This window comes from Vibrio sp. Isolate25 (assembly GCF_022398025.1).
GTDB lineage: Bacteria > Pseudomonadota > Gammaproteobacteria > Enterobacterales > Vibrionaceae > Vibrio > Vibrio coralliilyticus_A.
Genome location: NZ_JAKEUT010000001.1, coordinates 532,489 through 555,348 on the forward strand (window position 1 = coordinate 532,489; position 22,860 = coordinate 555,348).

General features: G+C 43.7%; 5 protein-coding genes and 1 tRNA gene. 5 read left to right on the forward strand and 1 reads right to left on the reverse strand.

Translation table 11 applies throughout. From position 1 onward, the window contains the following. Nucleotides 1-372: 372 nt before the first annotated feature. Nucleotides 373-2,373, forward strand: a complete 2,001-nt coding sequence (locus tag L1D15_RS02365; RefSeq protein WP_239874552.1) for a methyl-accepting chemotaxis protein — start codon at nt 373-375, stop codon at nt 2,371-2,373. Between the two features lie 153 nt (nt 2,374-2,526). Next, a tRNA-Gly gene (locus L1D15_RS02370) sits at nt 2,527-2,601 on the forward strand. Between the two features lie 116 nt (nt 2,602-2,717). Here L1D15_RS02370 and L1D15_RS02375 read toward each other — a convergent pair. Beyond that, entirely contained in the window at nt 2,718-3,680 is a 963-nt protein-coding gene (locus L1D15_RS02375; protein ID WP_239874553.1) for a M23 family metallopeptidase, read from the reverse strand. An 11,460-nt stretch (nt 3,681-15,140) separates the two neighbouring features. Between L1D15_RS02375 and L1D15_RS02380 the strand changes: the two genes are divergently transcribed. The 3 genes from L1D15_RS02380 to L1D15_RS02390 all read left to right on the forward strand — a co-directional run bounded on the left by L1D15_RS02380 (nt 15,141) and on the right by L1D15_RS02390 (nt 22,816). Continuing rightward, complete coding sequence (locus L1D15_RS02380) at nt 15,141-16,856, forward strand: hypothetical protein (protein WP_239874554.1); 1,716 nt, start codon at nt 15,141-15,143, stop codon at nt 16,854-16,856. A 117-nt stretch (nt 16,857-16,973) separates the two neighbouring features. Beyond that, nucleotides 16,974-18,074 (forward strand): hypothetical protein, encoded by a 1,101-nt coding sequence (locus tag L1D15_RS02385; protein WP_239874555.1) that lies wholly within the window; start codon nt 16,974-16,976, stop codon nt 18,072-18,074. Next, a complete protein-coding gene (locus L1D15_RS02390; protein WP_239874556.1) occupies nt 18,074-22,816 on the forward strand; it encodes an OmpA family protein in 4,743 nt (1,580 codons plus the stop codon). The genes L1D15_RS02385 and L1D15_RS02390 overlap by 1 nt, the downstream gene beginning before the upstream one ends. Nucleotides 22,817-22,860 lie beyond the last annotated feature (44 nt).

Below are 22,860 nucleotides of genomic sequence, written 5' to 3' on the forward strand. Positions count from 1 at the left end.
ATTATAACCAATCTATATGTGATTGGAATCTCTTTTTAGGGGTATTTTAAGATTATTTTTGTTTGTTAATTTGATGTTTTTATTGTTGTTTTTATGTGTCTGCTTTTGAGGGTTTTGGCAACCTAAACAAAGTCGTGTATTGATACGAAACCTCCTAGGGAAATAGAGACTGAAGGATGAGAATGTGTTGGGAATCAGCCGCTAACAAACATGGCTGGGTTTGTCTGTAGTCAGTCTTTCTCATAAACCTGAGCGGTATGGGATCTATTCATTGAGCAACCAGTCAAAAGTTCATGAAAATGCTTAACTTATATTTAACAATAAATAGCAAGGCGCTATAGTTAGGGGATTATTAAAATAGGAGTTATTAGGATGAAACTCACGATATCAGGGAAGTTACAGTTGAGTTTTCTGTCGCTTGCGGTACTTTTTATCGTTGCTGCGCTCTTTATATTCCGTAGTGTCAATACTGTTGAAGAGCATACTACATTTTTATTAGAGTCCGACCTGCCGACCGTAGATACAGGGCGTTCCCTACAACAATCGCTACAAGCGACAGTCTCGACTCTCAGAGCTTATATGCTGTTGGGAAGAGATGAATCTATCGGCTCCCTACAACTTGAGCAACTCAATGGCGTTATTGCCTCGACTGATGAAGCTTTACCTACACTTGAAAATTTGTTGGATAAGTCTTCTTACCAACAAGTGTTAAGCCAATGGCAATCGGTGAAAGCTTTAGTAAATCAGATCTCCGAAACCAGTCATTCAGATGAGAACCTACCGGCACACTCCTTGTTTATCAATGAGGCTGCTCCAATTGCTGAGGTGGCATTGGATCAGTTGCAGGGGCTGATTAATGATGAGGCGGGCAATAAAGAAGGTGGGGAAAGAAAGCGATTATTTCGTTTGTACGCTGATAGCTATACCTCTCTTGCTAATGCACTGTCTTCAATGCGAGATTTTCTCCTGTATGGTAAAGAGGAACACCTCAGTAAATATCAGGACTTCTTAAAAGCTCACGGCAAATATGTGGCTGAGATAGAAAGCAAAGTGAGTTTAATGAGTGATAGTGACCGGGGGTTGTGGGATCTTTTCAAAGAAATGCAGCAGCTTTACTTTCCTCTGGCAGAGCAAGTCATTGCTCTAAGAACCACCAGCGGTTGGAACCTAGTGAATGAAAAAATGGCTAAAGAGTTGGTTCCAGCAGTGGATGTTCTGAATACCAGTTTGGAAAACTTGATCCAAAAACAGCAGCAGCAAGCCGATGTCAGTGGACAAGGTATTTTCAGTTCATTGTCCAGTGTCGTATCGCTCCTTATAGCCTCTTCGATTATTTTTCTCTTAGCCTCATTCACGGTTTCCACATTCATGGGCAGAAACATAGGGCGACGGATTAAAATCGTTTCAAAGCGCGCTCAGCTGATTGCGGCCGGTGATGTTTCCCAGCCTCCACTTAATGTTGAAGGCAGTGATGAGTTGGCAAGCTTGACAAGCTCCATCAACAAGATGAATGTCGCACTGTTGGATATTGTACGTGGTGTAAGCGCTAAAGCGAGGACTGTTGGGGACAGTATGACATCACTACTTGAAGCGAACATGAATACTTCCAACAAAGTCGACAGTCAAATGTCTACGATGACATTGGTTGACCAACAACTTTCCGAAGTCAGCCTATCAGCAGATGAAACAGCGAATCAAGCCAAGCTCTCTGCTAGCAATCTTGCTGAGTCTAAAAACCAAATAGAAGACGGCTCTCAAGCGTTGGAGCAAAACATGCAAACTGTTACGTCCTTACACCGCACGATAGAAAGTGCGAGTCAGCAAGTTACAGAGTTAAGTAAAGAAAGTGAGGCCATTGGCCGTGTTACTGAGGTAATAGAAGGACTTGCTGAACAAACCAACCTCCTAGCACTTAATGCGGCAATTGAGGCTGCAAGGGCAGGGGAATACGGTCGAGGCTTCGCGGTTGTTGCTGATGAAGTGCGTCTTCTGGCAACAAGAACCACTGAATCAACGACAGAAATTAACAACATTGTTCATGCAATCCAATCTTCTACAGCTGCTGTTGTATCAGAAATAGATAAGAGCAAAATACTAGCAGAAGAAGGGGCAAATCATACCAAGCAAGCGCACGGTACACTCGGTGCGACGACCGATCAGATTGAGCGTTTGGATTCGCAGATGAAAGAGTTACTGCACTCAGCTGAGAGTCAATCTTTGGCTACTCAAGAAATCCACAGCTTAATGTCTGATGTGACCAGTCGAGTAAAGGAAGTTGCCGATATTTCAAGTTCATCTTCCCAGGTCTCTGAACAAGTTCGTCATCAGGTCGAGGAGCTCAATGAAGAGATGAAGCACTTTAGAACAGAATAAACTAAAGTAAATCTTTTTATGTTAAATGAAGTGAGGGCGAAAAAGCCACTTAAAGGTCGATTTGCACATAAAGTCAGCACTTAAGCCTGAAAATGAAAAAAAGACTTTTCTTTTCAGGCTGATGTGGCATATTGGCTACGTCTTCACGATGATGCGTGCATCGTATAATGGCTATTACCTCAGCCTTCCAAGCTGATGATGCGGGTTCGATTCCCGCTGCACGCTCCAATCTTTCTTGTCTAAGACTCTAACTCATTTATCTAAGAACACATTACTCTGTTTCACTACAAATAAACCAAAGCTAACGTACGTAATCTGTCTTACGCACGCTAACTTAGTGAGCGTTAGTTTATCTGTTGCTCAAGCTGTGAGAAGACTTTCTGAGCCTCTCGGGATTGAGAAGACACAAGCTGCACGGCGACCTTTTCAGCGAATGCTCGCTTCTTTTCAAAGTCGATAGGCCTACCGTTTTTCCATAACTCAAAGTGAAGGTGCGGGCCGGTTGTTCTTCCCGTATTACCGCTTGTACCTACTGTTTCCCCTTGTAAGACAACATCCCCCTTACTGACATAGCGATTAGACAGGTGAAGGTATCGCGTTTTTAATCCGCCAGGATGCTGGATAACAATGTAGTTTCCCGCTATCGGGTGATAGCGAGAGGCGATGACTTCGCCTGAAGAGATACTGACAACAGGTGTTCCGACAGGCACAGCGTAATCTGTTCCAAGGTGGGGAGCCATAGTGCGAGTCACAGGGTGAAAGCGCGAATGGCTGAACGGCGAACTGATTCTAAAGCGTCGTGATACTGGAGAAAGCAGGTGCTTATCTTTGTAAAAACGCTCACCATCGGTGCTAAATAAGGTGCCGGCTTTTGTACTATAAACATAAAATGCCTGAGACTTGTCACGATATAAAAAAGCAATAAGCTGATCTTTCTCGTTAAGCTTAAAAGCAAACTGTCCAGAACCAGATACTGAATTGATGAAGTCAAACTTACCGGCAGATAAAGATATAAGATCTTGGATAGTATTTGGTGCAATGCCCAAGTTGAGCGTCGTCCCATAGAATGAGTAACCCACATGGCTACTAATTAACTTATCTTTTTTTACCGGTGTTTTTAATACCAGATCATCTTGCTTAATAGTGTTATTAACTTCAGGTGGAGTCGTTTTGCTTGAATGCCTAGTTGATGTGTCACTGAGTGGTGATATTTCAACTAGGGCGCATAAACTTAAAGGAATAAGAGCCAGATACCAGAAGGACAAATAGTCTCGGTAACTTTTCGCTGGAATAGACGTTGAGTGCATTTTAATAGTTATTTGATATTTTCATACAATGATAGGGCTTTAAAGCATAAAATCCATATAAAAAATTAATTAATAATAGTGATAATAAGTCGCTTTGAAGGCTTGTATATACTTTATGCCATTAGGCTAGGCAAACAAATATTTAAAAGCGTTTTATTAGTAGTAAATGTGATGTTTTATATAGTCAATATGCCATGTTGAGAAAATTAATTTCCTAAATATAATCGTTGAAAATTTAACTTGTCATTGGCATTGGCTTCAAAAATGAAACACTATAATTATTTAGCACTCAGTGCATCTCTTCTACTTGTCGCATGTGGTGGCGGCGGTGGTGGCGAGGGTGATAGTTCGCCACCGTCAAGAACGATTGGTTCAATTTCTGGCAATGTTTATGATGCGCCAGTATCGAACGCGAAGGTCTATATTTGGGAATATGATAACGGCCAGCAAGGGCGGCTCATTGCTTCGACCAAAACAGACTCAAGAGGTAATTATAGTGTTTCGGTGGAGTCTGCTTCACGCCCCGTATTGATTCGTGCTGAGGGAGGATCATATATTGATCCTGTAACAGGGGAAGAGGTCTCTATCAGCGCGAACAAAGTCCTCAAGTTAGATAGTGTAGTCAATTACGTTGAAGGCTCACAGCAGTCAGTCATGGTGACACCTCTCACCAATATGGCAGCAGGCTTAGCAAAACATAAGCTGAGCAAAGGTATCAGCGATTCATCAGCGGTTTCCCAATCCATTAGTGCTATAAGTGATATGTATGGGTTTGACGTTAATACGACTGAGCCGATTGATATCACGAATGGCGCTCAAAGCGCGTATGCGACTGATGGCCATAAATATGGCGCGTTGCTAACGGCCTATTCTTCCTACGCTAAGGACCTGATCACTCAGCATGGTGGTAATACTGATAACCAATACACTTCAATTAATTTAGCAAGCATTCAATATAATGACATCAGTTCTGATGGCTTATTGGATGGAATGGGGAAAATCGGTAACCATGATCAGCCATTAGATTTTGGTGCGGTGAGAGTCACCAGCGAGCTATACACCAATGAGTTAGCTAAGCATGTGATGATCGTGGCCAATAGCCCTGAGCTTAATAAGTCGAGTATTGGGGCCGAGGAGTTTGATTCTTTTGGTAAGAAAGTCAATGCTATCGGCTCCGGTGGAGATACTAATGTCATTCCTAAACGTGATGAAACCGCTATCGACTCGACTCCTCCAGTCGCAAGTCGACCAGCTGAAACTGAAAACGATGTTATTGCACGTACAGGTAGTGTTGAAGTCAAACTTGAGGATGAAGTTGGGGTTGATGTCCCTAAAGTCGTACTTGAATCATTTTTGAGTGGCACTTGGACTGAATTAGGTACGTGTCAAGTTGGTGAGATAGGTTCTGGTCACTGCGCTATAGATGTTACTGGTTTCGAAAAGGGCTTAAGAAGCTCGAATGTTAAAGTCAAAATCGATACCGTTTCTCTGGACCAGCTCAACATCAGTTCTGGTCAGGCGCGCCTTGTGTTTTATACCGTAGACGTACTTGGCAACACAATCGTTAAGGATTCTGCGGAACACAACCCTCATATCATTAATTTTTCTTGGGATAACCAAAAGCCAATCATTAAAGTGATTTCTGGTCAGACTATCCGTAGCGACAGTACTGAGACCGACTATATTTTATTTGGTACCGTCACAGAAAGTTCGCCTGGTGGAAGTGCTGTTACTGTTTCATTTAAAGGGGATACACCTGAAGAGTTAGTTTGTTCTCCAACTGCAGAAGAAGGCACATGCGAGTTTTCTAACAAGTATCCTCTTTCTCAATTTTCAACGACATCAACCAAGTTTGAGATAAGAGCAACGGATGCTCAGGGCAATATTGGTGAGAAGACTCACACGGTAACGAAAGATGATCAACCGCCGAGTCAGGATATCTCTTATCCAGCCACCCAGTTTAACTTTGTACTTGAAACGGCGTCGGGTGATCGTACTAGTTACCCTGATGCGTATACACGAGATACATACGATGCCACATCTGTAATCACATCAAAAAACTACCTCAAAATCGATTATCAATATGCGGCTAGCAAGATTAAGAATAATACTGATCTTAATTTCCAGTCGTTTACTACTAACTATCTAGATGTTAACAAAATCCCGTACATTAAGGTGGTGGTAGAAGATGCTCGTTCGTCAGATGGTGTTGATGTTGGCTCTCCAGCCAATAAGTTGAAGTTAGAGGTGCGTTATTTTGTCAAAAAAGATGGCCAAGGCGAATACGAGCTCAAAAATACGACCACGGCTAATGCCTTCCTTGACCAAGACGCTGTACGTATACCACACGAAACTATAGTAGAAGAAGAGGCTCAAGAAGGAGAAGATAAGTGGGTATCATCAATGACCTACTACATCCCGTTGACTAGGGATATATTAGGCGATTCATTTAGTAATGTGTCTGAGCTAGACGCGCAAAAACTTGTCATTCGCACTTCCGATGACTCAAAGAATTACTCAAGTGAAGAAACGGTGTATTTCAAAACTACCTTTGATCTTCCCACTTATACGGTAGTGACGCCCTTTGTCGGTGCGTTAGCACAGCTAGAAGGATTAAATACAGCGGATGGGGAGTTTGTTGGTTTAACCACATGTCAAACATCAAGAAGATCTGAATCTAATTCTGTATTAGCACGAGATGTTGCGACTTGCTCTTTGACAACTGACATTATCGGCTATGACTTCCTGCGAATCAGACTAGCAAGCCCTACTGCATTAAATACACACTATTTCAATTGGACTAATGACAGCAGCGATCCCGTGTCGGTTAACCTAGACGATGCCAACTTTGGGGTCTACTTTAAGCCTGATGGTTCAAGCAGTTATTATGTGACTGAGCTTTCTGCCTACCACACTGGGTTATTTGACTATCGTTGGAATAATTACCAAGGGGCGAAGGACGTAGAAGCTGCAGAATCCATTCTTGCCGAGGTCAAAAATGCATTGGCGTTAAAAACACCAGGCAGTTTTTTCGGCTTTGACCCTACCACCACCAGTTATGCAACCAACGAAATGCTGTTGAATGGTACTCCTAGTCAGCTAAGTGTTGAGTACCAGCACCGCTTCCTTGCTGAATCAATTGCAAGTTTGTCTGAAAAGGCGCTACGTTATGATTCAGCAGGCTTTGCCACCGCTTTTTACGACGATCTAAGCGCAGATGGCAAGCCTGATGGTAAAGGGAAAAGCGGTAGTGGCATTAAACTTGATAATTACGAGTTGAATGCAGAAACTTATCGTACCGATTTAGCCCAAGCATACTTTGATTTACTTACGGGTAAGCATACTGGTAAACCTTGGGTAACAGACAGCATTGCACAGTTGTTTGCGGATGATATATCCAAAGCTAGGCCCATGTTAGGTACTCTGGACCTATTTGGTAAAGATGGGGTAAGTATCGACCAAGACGCGCCTAACGTGGAACTAACGGTAGCGGGTAGAACTTATACTGACAAGAATCAACAATATGTCGCGGGTCCGATTGAAGCGAAATTGGTTGTCTCTGACCCATCGGGCATAAAAGATGATGCATCTACTCGGTTAACTTTCGCTCCGATGTGGTACAAACGCTCAACCCCTAATGACGAAGAACCAGCCAATGACATTTCGTTCACACCAAACGTGAACAATGATGAATACGTAAAGCAGTTCGCTTTTTCTGTAAATACCGCGTTAAGTGAGCATAAAGACAAAGTGGAATTGGCTATCCATACCAGTGCAATGGATAACCAAGGGAACGGCTATGGCTACCCAGATAATAAGCGTAAAGATTCTCTCTTCATCGATAACGAACCTCCTAAAATCTCCTTGATTCGCCCTGAGGATCCAAAAACCGAGAATCAGCTTGAAGACAGCGTATACCTTAATACCAACAACGAACTGAAGCTACAGTTTAACGTTGTGGATACTGTCAATGACCAAAAAGAAAAGCGTGTTCTGCTATTCAAAGATAGCTCGGGTAAAATTAAGAGTTATGATGCCAATAAATTTGCTATTAATGACCCTGATAGCTTTGTTATTAACCTGTGTAAGGAAGTCGTTTGCGATAATAAACCCGTCTATCCAGGTGAAGGTGATTGGGAGGTTTATGTAAAAGCGATCGATAACTTGGGCAATGAGGTAAATGAGAACTCAATATCAGCACCGAAGTTTACAGTTCGGGTTGACTCAGTACCGCCTGAAGTTGAAAACAGGACCGCAGAAAAAATGCTGGGAGGCAATACCACATTAAAACCTGCGCCTATCTGGGGCGATCATAGCCCAGGTGACAAACTTGATGTCAGACTCCAAATAGGTAGTGGTGGTCCATTTACCATTTTAGGTCTTTGTAGTGATGACGATACTGTGCCTTGTTTGGAAGGGGCTCAACCTAACGTTGGCGTCAAGCTTATTGCCGATGCCTTTACGCATGGTCAAACCAATACCTTACGTTATACAGCGACAGATAAGGCATACCCGCCTAATACCAGTAAAGTAGGGATAATCAAATTTCAAGTCGATAAAAAAGGGCCCGTTATCAACTTCCAAGACCCATGGTTAGTCGACTATGTCTCACAAAAGACAGGTGTATTGGGAGCTAAGTTCTCGGCGAAATTTAATAGCGTCACAGATGACTCCGGCGTAGAGAAAATCTCGCTTTATCAGAAAACAGACTCCGGTGAAACCTTCTTAAAAGATTGGACAGCAAGCGAGTGGAGCTCTAGCTTTGAGGGCACATACCCGGAAAGCAATGACGAGAACAAGATTGTTACAGACGACAGTAACCGCGCTAAGCTTTTTGTTAAAGCGACCGACATTCATGGATTTGTATCAAGTTCCAATGTGTCTAATGTGATCATTGATACGCAAGGCCCATCACTAAAATTGAATGGGCATGAAGAGAATGATTTTTATGTGCCCGGTTATGAGCTCACGATCATTGCGGAAGACTATGACGACAACGGCTCGATAAACTCAAATGGTGTAGATAAGAACAAGTTTGAGTATTGGATATTCAAGGGCGATGTTGCGCCAAATGGAGAAGGAACCAAGCCAAACCTAGATAAATCTAGTGGCCAATATAAGATCCCACTACCGTCAAATCTCGATACAACGGGTGAAGATGCTATTACCGTAAAACTGAAGGCGCAAGATATCCGCGGCAATGCTTCCACGGTGCCATTTAAACTGCATATCAAACAGAAAGCACCAGAAGGAGAAATAACTGATGTTGTGTACGTAACCAATAATGAATCCATTGGCGTTGACAATACTATTACTAAGTCTGACGGTATCAAACTCCTTCTGAAGATTTCAGATATTAGCGGCATAGATGAGATAACCGGCTCTTACCACTTTAAGAGTGAAGAAGCCGGAACTACGACTGGTGAAGAGGCCGGAACTACGCTCAGCTTTACTTACAAAGGTGAGGATCAATGGGAATCTGTTATTCAAAAAAGCGCGCTGGCTAAAGACGGTATCTACACTGTATCTATTTACGCATATAATAACGCCAAATACTTAGATGGAGGGGATAACGCACAGCGAAACCCTCTAGAAATAACAGAGACGTTAAGTGTTCAAAGGCAAGGGGTAAGGCTTAAGGTTAAATCGCCGGAAGATTTCCAAAACTTTATAGCCAATGGCGAGCTAAAGGTGGATTTTGAGGTAACAAGCGCAGTCACACCAAATGAGCTCCAATGTTGGGTTCGTGAAAACTATACGTTGGACCAAGCACCAACAGATAATTTGGGAGCGACCTCTGGGCTACTGGAAGGTGAGCTTGGGAAAACCCCAAGTTGTACGGTGAAGTCTAACCAGAACTTTCAAGACTCACCTGTGGTATTAATTGTTAAAACCAAAGGCAAAAATGGAACTCCGAACGTGCAAAGGTTTACGTTCAATCAAATGGATGTCAACCCACCAACGTCTGTGCAAAAAGACTACTTATTAAAGGGTGAAAACGTTATTCCAGCGAGTCCATCTGCAAATAAAGACAAGCAATTAAGCATCCAGCTCGGATTTACTGACAACCAATCACGGGTCAATATTAATACAGATCCGCAAGACTTTAGACCACAGCTTGTTAGAATCAACAATATTGATCCAATAAAGCCTAAAGAGTGTGTACGCAATTCTGATGGTGTGACATGTCGCTATATTGAGAATTACACAACTTTCATCGATCCACGTAACACGGAGCATATCTTTAACGTTAAGAACTTAAGTGATAATGCAGGTAATACGGCCGATTTTTCTCAGCTTTCATTAAAGCTTCCGGAAGGCAAACCGACAATTGCAATCACCAGTACAGACGATATTGAGACCCCCCTTGTTCAAAACACCGTCGTTAAGGACCTGATAAGCATCAACCTTAAAACGCTGTTACCTAATGGCTCGAAGCTGGAAGTGTTAACTGTCAAGGTAGGTGACACCACTTATTCTACTGCCAATACCAATCATAAGGATAACTTTGAGGCAGTAACAAAGTGTGGAGAGAATGACGAATACCTATGTGCGGAGTTTAACGCTAACGTGCCTGACACTGACGTTCAATCCTTGGAGGTTACAGCGAGAGCGATGGATGTGTTTAACCGCAAAAGCACTGTTGATACTAAGCTTAATAAGGTAACGTTTATCGTTGACAAAAAAGCCCCTGAGGTTGGTGACACTAATGTGGTAGTGGAAAAAGAGGGTGACAAAGTCAGGTTCACTTTCCCCATTACCGACAGCGGAAGCGGGTTAGCTCGAGTCACTTACACAGTGAAAGAGCTAGGCCAGACTTTCACCAGAGATGAAGGGCTCAATAATGAGTCTACCTACTTTGAGGTCAAGGCATCGGAACTGGCCAACAAGAACAAGTTGACCGTAACCTTCACGGCTGAAGACAAAGTGGGCCGTACTACAACTGTGAACAATAAGGAGGTCAATATAGCGCTACCTACTGTAGTGTTATCTCTGGCGGATAATGCGCGTATAGAAGGGGGATGGCTTGTACTTGGCCGTACCAGTCAAGAAATGACACTAAAAGTGAATGCTACGAGTAGTATTACTGCAGAAAGTTACCGTATCACTCTTATGCCTGTTTCACCTGGAGAATCAATCGAACAGTCGGCGTTGTTTGGCGACACGTCTGCAACCAGCACATTTAGCTTCAATAACACGGATCAAGGCCAGTACATGTTGAAAGTGGCGGTAACGGACTCGATTGGTCGCACGCTTGAAAAGTTCTCTTACGCGGGGAATGAGTATGGCGTTGAAGGTATAAAGTCTGTTGTTGATACCCAAGACCCGAGCGTGAGTAACCTAAAAGCCGAGCAAAAAACCTTCGCACCAGATGATAATGGCGAATACTTAGTCGAGGTGACTGCAAACGTCTTGGATACGAACTTGAATGAGGTGAATGCAGAGCTTGCGTTGAAAGCTGGTGGCGACAAAATTCCGCCTAAATCTGTAGCAGAACCGACGGATGGTAGTAAGCCGTACGTCTTCAGATTCTCTGTCCCAGCGGGTGTTTATCGGGTTTCGATTAACGCTCGTGATCTTGCTGGAAAGGTCAATTCATCGCAAGAAATCGAGACCACGGTAGTCGCCGCTACGACCCCAGAGGTAAAAGCAATATCAGCCACACCGCAAGGTCCGATTGGAGGTGATAAACAGACTCAGCTGAAAATCGAGTTTTCTGAAAAGGTCCAAGACTTTACGCTGAGCGATATAAAACTCACCCAAGCGGGTGGAAGTGGTGATGTGGGCACTCTGAGTGGATTATCTACAACAGACAATATTATTTGGATCGCTAACTACAAAGCGCCTCAAGGAGAAGATAAAACCATCACCTTTACCCTAGAAGACGATGCCTATCAAAGTGAGAAGGGAATCAAGGGTAAAGGGGATACGTTTAATCTAGAGGTTAAAGGTGTACTGCCAACAGTAAAATCACTATCGCTCAATCCTGAATATGCAGATACAGGGGATACCATCAATGTGACAGTGGAATTTTCACAGCCGGTCTCAGAGCCTTCGGAGTCGTATCTCAATACCAGCACAACCAAAATCAATTGGGATGCTGCTAGCGGTGAAAGTGACCGTTGGACAGGTAAGGTCAAGGTTCCAAGTGCCAATGACACAGATCTTGAAATGCCAATAGTGATTGCTGGTTTTAGTGATACATACACGAATGAGGGCGTAGCCTATCAAGATAAAAAGTTGTTACTGAAACCTAAGGTGACAATCACTGAGCTTGTAGTGAGTGCGCGCAAAGTAACGGTAAAAGGAACTACCACAAGAACAGGGACATCCGCGACGTTGAAGCTAACGTTTGAAGATGAGAGTAAAAACACAGTGACTCTAGATAAAAACGGAAACTTTTCGGATGGCGCTTTTGAACAAACGGTAACGTTTGATGATCTATCGGGCTTAGCCAGTGGTTCAGTCGATGTCACCGCAGTGGTAACCAACAGTCAGAATGCTTCAGGTGAAGGAACAACCTCCTTTATCTTAGACAAGCAAACACCGACGTTGGCATCAACCAACCCAGTGAGCTTTGAGCGATCGGAGCCAAGCAAGGTGAAAGTGACGGTAACCTTTTCAGAGAARGTGACGCAATCTTCAGGCAGCCAACTGGGCGATCAGGCCATTAGCTGGGAAGGTGACGATGAAGCGAAGGACGTTTGGAACGGAACGGCTGACATTAGCAGTGTCGATAATACGTTGGAATCCTTGCCACTGACTATTAAAGGATACCAAGGTGACGATGAAGCGAAGGACGTTTGGAACGGAACGGCTGACATTAGCAGTGTCGATAATACGTTGGAATCCTTGCCACTGACTATTAAAGGATACCAAGACGAGTCAGGCAACCCAGGTGCGGAGAACACGGACCACCAGTTTGTGTTACAGCCAGTAGTGACCATAAGCGAGGTAACGGTCAACGCAGGAGCGGTGACGGTGAAAGGCAACGCCACGCATTCAAGCAACTCCGCGGCGTTGAAGCTAACGTTTGAAGATGCGAGTAAAAACACAGTGACTCTAGATAAAAACGTAAACTTGTCGGATGGCGCTTTTGAACAAACGGTGACGTTTGATGATCTATCGGGCTTAGCCAGTGGTTCAGTCGATGTCACCGCAGTGGTAACCAACAGTCAGAATGCTTCAGGTGAAGGAACAACCTCCTTTATCTTAGACAAGCAAACACCGACGTTGGCATCAACNAGCGAAGGACGTTTGGAACGGAACGGCTGACATTAGCAGTGTCGATAATACGTTGGAATCCTTGCCACTGACTATTAAAGGATACCAAGACGAGTCAGGCAACCCAGGTGCGGAGAACACGGACCACCAGTTTGYGTTGCAGCCAGTAGTGACCATAAGCGAGGTAACGGTCAACGCAGGAGCGGTGACGGTGAAAGGCAACGCCACGCATTCAAGCAACTCCGCGGCGTTGAAGCTAACGTTTGAAGATGAGAGTAAAAACACAGTGACTCTAGATAAAAACGTAAACTTGTCGGATGGCGCTTTTGAACAAACGGTAACGTTTGGTGAGCTATCGGGCTTAGCCAGTGGTTCAGTCGATATCACCGCAGTGGTAACCAACAGTCAGAATGCTTCAGGTGAAGGAACAACCTCCTTTATCTTAGACAAGCAAACACCGACGTTGGCATCAACCAACCCAGTGAGCTTTGAGCGATNCACGGACCACCAGTTTGTGTTGCAGCCAGTAGTGACCATAAGCGAGGTAACGGTCAACGCAGGAACGGTGACGGTGAAAGGCAACGCCACGCATTCAAGCAACTCCGCGACGTTGAAGCTAACGTTTGAAGATGCGAGTAAAAACACAGTGACTCTAGATAAAAACGTAAACTTGTCGGATGGCGCTTTTGAACAAACGGTAACGTTTGGTGAGCTATCGGGCTTAGCCAGTGGTTCAGTCGATGTCACCGCAGTGGTAACCAACGGTCAGAATGCTTCAGGTGAAGGAACAACCTCCTTTATCTTAGACAAGCAAACACCGACGTTGGCATCAACCAACCCAGTGAGCTTTGAGCGACCGGAGCCAAGCAAGGTGAAAGTGACGGTAACCTTTTCAGAGAAGGTGACGCAATCTTCAGGCAGCCAACTGGGCGATCAGGCCATTAGCTGGGAAGGTGACGATGAAGCGAAGGACGTTTGGAACGGAACGGCTGACATTAGCAGTGTCGATAATACGTTGGAATCCTTGCCACTGACTATTAAAGGATACCANGGTGACGATGAAGCGAAGGACGTTTGGAACGGAACGGCTGACATTAGCAGTGTCGATAATACGTTGGAATCCTTGCCACTGACTATTAAAGGATACCAAGACGAGTCAGGCAACCCAGGTGCGGAGAACACGGACCACCAGTTTGTGTTGCAGCCAGTAGTGACCATAAGCGAGGTAACGGTCAACGCAGGAACGGTGACGGTGAAAGGCAACGCCACGCATTCAAGCAACTCCGCGACGTTGAAGCTAACGTTTGAAGATGAGAGTAAAAACACAGTGACTCTAGATAAAAACGTAAACTTGTCGGATGGCGCTTTTGAACAAACGGTAACGTTTGATGATCTATCGGGCTTAGCCAGTGGTTCAGTCGATGTTACCGCAGTGGTAACCAACAGTCAGAATGCATCAGGTGAAGGGAGCGATACTTTTACGTTAAATTAAAACTCGTATTGTCTATAAATAGGTCGTATATATAGACAGTGCTTTAATTTTTGAACCAAAACGCCAATTTTTATTGGCGTTTTTTTTATTTAAAACATCTGATGATAAACGAAATGAATATTGAAATAGTCTGATTGTACATTCACTCGATTAATTGACTATCTTACGCTCGATAATGGCTGTCGAAGTGTAATTAATCTCATGAATTTCGCCACGTTGCATTGTGTCTCAGACCTTGTATAGTGGCGCTGCGCCTAAGGGTGCTATCCTGCACAGGTGGTGAATACTATCTGTTTAGTATCTACAATATATTGGTACATTGACGTGATATTCAATCACGTCTTTTTTTTATTTCTTATTCACTCAGCGTATATTAATAAAGTCATAGATGTAGATACAATGCATCTTAGTCATCAATATTAGAAACGACAGCTGATTATAGTAATAATTACTAACATTTAATCACAAACTGTTCAGTATGGAACGGACGTCATTTTTATGAATTTTGGTTGCCATAAATGAGACATACCTTTATGTGCACTAATGACGTAATGATTAGTTAAAGTGGTGTTATTTTGAGTTATTGTGCCTATTTTACTGGTTTATTTTACTTATTGTATTTAGCTTGTTGAAATGTAATAAGTAACTTATTACCATGAAGGCCACCAAATCGTTACAGAGACCTCTTTTAGGGTCTACTTGTTACCGCAATCAAAAGACATTAATGGTTGTGGAGAACTAAAATGCAATTAATTTGCAAGTTTGTTCCAGGAAACTCAGTTTCTAGGGACGTGTTAGACTACATACTGTCGCCAGATGAATGCATCGGGCAGCTTTCGCGTACGCGCAATCTTCAGGATATGCTCAGACAGCTCCCTAAGCCTTTGTCTGATACTCTCCCTCAGTCGGCTAAAAAAGATACCCACAGCCTATTATCTTCGATCAAACAGCGTCTTGTACGTGCAGAGTGGGTGGCTTTGTCCTCCTTTGCTCGGCGAACTCCTCTCTCTGATGCTCAGCTTGAAGCGTATCCAGCGCTGAAGATGCGAGTTGATCAATTTGCCGCTGAACAACCTAAAAAGATCATCAAAGCGAACTACAAGGCTGTTACAGACGATGTACCTTTGGCGCGCAACCTTAGCTATACGCCTGTTGAACCGTCTCCGGATAAAAAAATCGTGATTGAGTTTGCGGGGCAGTGGCCTAGTAATGCCGCTTACCTGATTTTATCCGCAACGGACAATCAGAAAGAAAAGATTGCTAAACCTCGCAAAGACTCTAGCAAAAGCCACCGCAGTGTTGCCGTTTTTAAGGGCCTCGAAGCAGAACCAAGGAATCTTTATTTAGCCATCCCTATTAGCGGCTCTACCACCCCACTCAAGTTATTACTGACAGAGAATGTTGAGCCAGTGGACGCCAGCGACGAGATGGATGAATGGGATAATGTGTTAGTGCCGATACTCCCTGTCCTCAATGGCGACGATACTTCGGAAATGCTTGATTCTGGTTACTTCTATGTTGTCTGGAATAACAAAGTTTGGCGAGAGCTTGAAGTGACCTCGAAGAGCTACTTTGCTGATGTAGATATTGATTTCTATCGTAATCAGGAGCCCGTAACGGCGAAAAGGTTGAGGCATGTTGATATTGACGGTGGAACCTTAATAGAAGATTACTATGTCGGCGAGGAACCATTTGAGGTGATTCAGGATGGAAAGTCAGTATACCAAGGAGAGTTGTCGACTGACCAAACCGCGCGAGTCTTTGGCTTGACAGATGAAGAGGTAGAAGTGGTTTTCACAGATCTTGATCTAGAGCCTCTCACCTTAATGACTAAAGAAAGTCCATTCAAAGCTGGAAGTATAACAGAGAGAATTTCGCAAGGTGTGCCTCTACCCCATATTTGGGTGCCGTATAAGGTGGCCGGAGAAGTGCAGAGCGAATGTTACTTGCATTACAGTGCGGAAAGGCTGACGTTGACTCAATTATCTGAATTGGAGAGTGATCCTGCTTCCATTGCAGAGCCTCTTACTGATCTTGAAATGTACAGTAGTAATCAATCATTTGATAATGCTGGAGATTTAGTACTAGCGGTACCAAAAACCAGTACTCAAGCCGCATCTGGAGCACTCGTCAATAGCCAGAATAGTTGTAATATTGCGGCAGTGAAAATGACTCCTAAAGGCGCTTTACCTTATCTACGCTATCTCTATGAGGAAGGTGTTGATCAGGAGGACGATTTCTTTGCCTTACGTTGTCGAGAAAACGAATGGATGTCAAAGTCGTTTATGCGTGCTGCTCAGCTCGATGATGAAGGCTACAAAACATTTTATTTCTCTTTCCCACCACCAGAAGTTGAGAAGGTGGATCTTGTTCGTGGTGCGCACTCTAACCCTGGAGCGGGAACGCAGCACCTTATTGTGATGGAAGAAGGTATTCCTGTTTCAAAACTACTGGGTTAAGCAATGAGAAGAACAATGAGTTTAGTTTTGTGCGGCCGGCACACAGCCATCAAATACGATTGAATCATGCGTTTTATTAAAAAAGCGTTAAAAACGAATAATTTGCTAGGTTAATTTATGAAAAAAATCATTCCATTGCTGCTGTCGGTCGGGCTTTTGTTCGGCTGTGGCGAGGACGAGGGCAAAACTTACGTAGGAGAGCACAACTTCTACACCATGGAGCCGACGAAAATTCGCCAGTTTACCGAAGACTCGGGCTTTGTTAGCCAACAACAATTGATGCCGAGGTATTTTGTCTACCGTGCTAAAGAGTGGCCTCGTGAAGATTTAAATGATGCTAGCTCTTACGATTTGCCCCGCGTGCAGTTTTTCTGGGCCAATTTAAGCCATGACCGTGGCTACGAGCCTCACCCTATGTACAACGAGTACGAAGGCCAGGTAAAAATCTGGAGCATGAAAACCGATGGTACGGACTTACGTTTAGTGGTGGATGAGCTACCAATTCCCAATGCGAGTGGCTCAGGAAAAATGGTGCGCTCACCGAATAATCGCTATTTAGCATTTGGCTATTCAGGTACAGGTAAAGCTGTCTACGACCTAAAAACAAAGGAAATATTTCGTCTTGGTGTGAATGGGCCAATCGGTTTTCTATGGGCTGAAGACAGCAGTTACCTTTACTACCGGACTAGGGATACAAGTGGTAAAGCGGTGTATAAGTGGGATGCAACGACTCATGAAAAGACTAAAGTAGATACGGGTCTTTCTATTAACGATACGAGTGTTATAAAAGGTGGTGTGCGACGAGTTGTCGCGGATACTGCAGTGTCAGAGTATTTAGAAGGTAGCAATGAACGGTTAGGGGCTATTCACTGGGATAATGGATACTCAATTAAAGAGTCTCGAGCTGAACATCGTTCAATCAGCCCTTTGGGTGACCATGTCTGGGTTAAAAACCGTCTAAACTCTTTCTATGTCAATGTTAAGAATAAAACATCTGGCAAAAACGACTCCAATTGGACAAGTGGTTTTCCTTACATTGTAGGCTTGCATGCCAATTATATTTCAACCAGTCAGAATGCAATGGTGATGGAAGTTCGTGAGCTAGCGACTAAGAAAGCATGGTCTTGGCGGCCATTGGGTCATAACCGAAGCCTTGAATCTATAAGCCTTTATAACGCGTTTGCCAATAATGGTGACTGGTTTAAGGAGAGTGAGTAATGTTACCAACTTTAGATAAAAGCTTTTACTTGCTTGGCTCTGTATTTGATCAGAGTAAAGACGCGGATGGTAACACCATATTCACAGATTGGCATATGGGCGGAGACCTATCATCTATTGACTTTTTAAATAAAAAAGTTCGTCCGATTCCTTTAACCCCTGTTGTGTTGGGCGCCTTATCCGCTAGCGACAAGCCGCAAATTTGGGGCACAGATCGTTTTGGTAAACTAATGCATTTAGGACTAGGTCAGCCCATTAAAAACTCAGAGGGTCAGCCGATTGAAGGAGAGCTCGTTGAGACGACAGAGGACAACAGCGGCGCTCCAGAGTCGGATCAAACTGAACGTATATTACTTAATCACAGTGCTAGGGTAGAAAATATCAAGTCCGATACTGAGTATGAGCTTAGTTTCCCTCCAGTCAGTTGGTTGGCACAGATGATCGGTGATCCAGAAGCTGAGAGTGGCGCAGCCGAGGCCGGTGATTTGGCGGCGAACCTTCGTGATTTTGTTCAACAAGTAGATCAATCACAAACTGGGGTTAATTTTAAACTCAGTAAAATATTACCGAGCCAACTCGCCCCTGCTTATGTTGCTGAGCATGGTGAAGCCCTCACAGAGCAGCAGGAAACTTACAATCAATGGCGTGAGCTAAAGCTCAAAACTCCCAACAAGCCTATTTTGGGTTTTATGATGCCACAGATGCATACGTGTGCTGTGATGTTTACTGACCCATTATATATAGGCGCAGAAGTGACCTTGGTCAAGCCGTTGCTCAATATAAGGTCAGACAGTGTCGGTGAAGCTTCTGAGGAAGTCATCGCTACTGCTTTAGTTAGCATGCCTAAGAAAGGTTATGTCGAGGGGGAAGTAGAGGAGACCATTGAAGGACTTCCTAGTGCATTTTTTCACCTTGATCCGACTAAGATAGATGATGGATTTTATCTGATTCGGGTTAAGTTTTGGAAACGGTTATGGGAACAGACACAAGACAACCCCGACGCTAAATTACCCGATACGGTCACCTTGGCGAATATAACTAAGACCATTGAATGCCGTGAAGGTGAAAAGGAACCACAAGATGTATACACCTATGAGCTATATGAAAAGCTAATGTTTAAACCCAGCCCGGGAATTGGCAAAGTGGCTTGTGTGTGCGGTGATATGATCACCTTAGAAGAAACACTGATTCAGCAGTTTCCCACCCAGTTGCCAAGCTATAAAGATTATGCCACCAATGGATTGACGCATCTGGTGAAATCGACCCCAGGTTTGGGCAGCCTATCGCTAACTGGCACTATTCTAAAAACCTACGACTCGATTACATCGGACTTTGTATCGATGGATGGCCTCAAGCTTAACGGTCCTGCGGGTGACATTGCCAAAACCATCGGCCTTTCGTTATGGGAGAATACCGAACAGGGCCTTATCCCAGATATCGTGATGAGTGGGTTGGCTGTTCATGCGGCCATCGCCGCAAGGAAAGATGCGTTAAAAGGCGTCAAAATAGCAAATATCTTAGCAAAGCGTCAGCTGAATTTTAGTCAAACAGCGGCTCTGATATTTAGGAAAAAGGTGTTTGATTACCCTTACTTAAAACGTCAGTTCACCATTGGTAGAGATGCTTCGGGCAGCAAAAGCTTTCAATCTGCAGTTGGAAGACTCTCCAAGTCATGGATGTCTGGAACACTGGTTTCAAGAGGTTTACCGATTGTTGCGACAGGTAGTGCTGCGATCAGTTCGTGGGAAGGGTATAAAGGCTATAGGCATGCTATCACTAATGGCGAAGCTGCGTATAATAAGCTTGAAGAAATGTCAGGTCATTACTTAAATCACCTGACATTTATTAGGAAATCCAACGACAAAGAGTCATGGTATAGCAAAGCTCAAGATATTCAGGAGAGCCTTGGGGAAGATGCAAGAATCTATGAAGATGCACAAGGTATCGCCTTGCATCTTAATTTCCAGTTTAACTCTTCTGACCTTGAGAACGAAGTACGGCCATTGTATTCAGGCTTCGACAATATCTGTAATAAACTCACCATGTTACTGGAAGCGAATCCAAGCTATCAGATCTTAATTGATGGTCACGCCGGCTTGATAGGAACCGAAGATAATAACCTAAAGGTTTCTAAACGCAGAGCTGAGTTTGTGTCAGAAAAACTATTGGCGAATGCAGAAGATAAGCAGGCAATTAAACCAAGACTGATTACTCGTTACTTCGGTAAAAGCGCGTTGCTAAAAGGTGATGCATCTAACTATGAGGATACGACTGACCAATCGGATAGTGCAGATATTGCGGCTGACCGAAGAGTCGAAGTGCGTTTGGTGGTACCGGATTATAAGGTGGTTCTGCCACCGAGCCGATCTGGTAGTATGAAGCTGGAAGGGTATCATCAAATCTGGCAATCGTTCATGCTAGAGGCGGATACGCTAAAAGAAGAGCTATGGATGTCCACGTTCGACGTTATTGCTGGTGTTGCACTACTTACTCCGGCGGCTCCATACGCTGCTTATTATTTCTTGGCTAAAGAAACAGGGCAATTAATGAGCAGTGCCGCGGACTTTTACGATGATTTGTTCGGGCAAAGCACGTTTGAAGACCTTAAACAGAGGTATAAGACCAAGACAGATCTCAACACGTTGGGTGATATCAACCGAGAAGTCCTAAAAATCTATAACGAGTTAGATCATACAATTGAAAAAGATGTTGAATCCGATCAAGAAGTGGACCAGCATCTGAACAGTAAGATTTCTCAACAAGAACTCCTCAAGCGATTCTTACTAAGAGCTTACGCGCTTAACTCCTTAGTCGAGTTATTGGCCATTATTTCGTCTAAGCAAGGGCTTTTTACCAGCTATGACGAATTGGTTGAGAAATACCGTGTCGGTCAGTTTATCGAGAATTACGTGATGAGCGATGACTGGGAAGCCCCCGTCAATGTCAGTAATACACTGGCTCAAAACTGGATAAACCGTTTCAACACTCAGCCATCATACCATAGGCTAGGTAGTAACTATTATTATGGGCTTGACTGGAGCAACAAAGTATTTGGGGCGTTCAACAGTGGTTTCCCTGTCCAAACTGCGTTGTACTTGGATACGGTCACTAACTCTCTTGAGCAGTTCTGTAGAGACTTCGATTTAAACAAGCAGAATCTTAAGAAAGAAGATATTGGCTTTACGCGACTTCTGGTCCAAGAAAGCGCAGACTCTGACGCGAACAACGGTTTAGTTTCAGGTTGGTGCACTTACAAGGATTGGCTCGAAAAAGGCGGACAAAGAAAGATAGGGCCGATGACTCGTGTCAAAGTTCAGGTCATTCTCACCGCAAAGGCCACTGAGAGTAAGAAGTCAGTCTTTACACAAGCGATTGACTACCGTGCAGAAGTCACGGGCTTTGATATTGTTGGGCCATCTTTTGACGTACTCTTCACGCACAAAGGTAAAGAAGGCTTCATCGACCCGAACAATGAAATTGCCGAGTACTTTGATTCTCAAGGGGCTTCACAAGAGGATTTATTATTATCTGCCGTTGAGTTTGAACCTACCTTCTGGTTCGGTGCAAACCAAATTAATGGCGTGAAACCACTTTGTGCTGCGACATGGTTGGATGAAATCTCCGCCTTTGTGAAAGGGCAGTCAGCATTTGAATACCTGAATGAAGCCAATGAGTTTGATGCTATGCGTTATATCTTCCGCTTAGATAACATTGATTTGTCATTGGCAACTTGGAACAAACAAGGTACTGAAACCCATGAAAAGCGTATGCATTACGGTATTCAAGGCAAAGATTATATATTGAGTGAAAGCGCTTCACAGAAAAAAATCCTCAACGATCGTGACTTCTTGATCGAAGAGTTTGTCATGAGTGAATCGACTTCTAAGCGTGATAACACACCTCAAGCCTTGAAAGGTGATGTGACTAGTATCCTTGGTATTGAAATTGATGGTGAGCTTAGAATTTCTGAACAATGGACATCTTTCGATTCAATCAACAAGTTTAACTGGGAAAAAGAACAGTCCTTTAAGATCTATGTGGCGATGCTGGGTGATGAAACTTCTCACGAAGAGTATGACACCATGGATCTCAATGCAGACCAATGCCAAATGACGCTCAAGCTAGCAGAACAAGGGCCTATAATTCATGACTACATGTACTATTCGGGCAAAGTGACGATCAAGCAAACGACTCGTTATGAAATGGGTCATTCTGGTTATCATGAAGCTGTTTACGATTTTGAACTTGAACACGATAGCCCGTTAAATAATGGTCTGCCGGATTTTGCCCGTGATGCTCTGAAATATGTTGAAGAGAAAAGCGGTGACTACGAGGGGATTCTAAAAGGGAAGGAAGAAAAGCACCTTTACTTGATGTGCTTTGATTTTAGCTACGTGTCACCGACGGGTAAACATGTAAAAGGGCTTCGACCTTATGGTGATATTATTGATGGTAAAGATTTGAAGTCATTTATTCTTTCCATTGATTCATTACAGCAAACGGCGCTTAACGAAGCTTATCCATTGCCAGATGTTTCCTTGAGGTTGCCACAGGCCAAACAAATAACGGGTAATAAACCTTGGAGTGAAACAGCACCTGAGCAAGAAGTGTTTAACCTGTCTGCCGCACGTTACTGGCAAAAACTGGATACAGAAGAGAAACGAGCGGAGTGGCTTGAAAAGTGGATTAAGGATAAATCCACGTTATTGAAAGCACCAGAACCCGAGTTACTGCAGATATAGAAAAAACCGCCAGAAATGGCGGTTTTTTATTATTGTCCAACACC

Excerpts from the sequence above, each read along its gene's own strand:
- L1D15_RS02375 (WP_239874553.1), bottom strand. The coding sequence starts at position 3,680 with ATGCACTCAACGTCTATTCCAGCGAAAAGTTACCGAGACTATTTGTCC.
- L1D15_RS02380 (WP_239874554.1), top strand. The coding sequence starts at position 15,141 with ATGCAATTAATTTGCAAGTTTGTTCCAGGAAACTCAGTTTCTAGGGAC.
- L1D15_RS02385 (WP_239874555.1), top strand. The coding sequence starts at position 16,974 with ATGAAAAAAATCATTCCATTGCTGCTGTCGGTCGGGCTTTTGTTCGGC.
- L1D15_RS02365 (WP_239874552.1), top strand. The coding sequence starts at position 373 with ATGAAACTCACGATATCAGGGAAGTTACAGTTGAGTTTTCTGTCGCTT.
- L1D15_RS02390 (WP_239874556.1), top strand. The coding sequence starts at position 18,074 with ATGTTACCAACTTTAGATAAAAGCTTTTACTTGCTTGGCTCTGTATTT.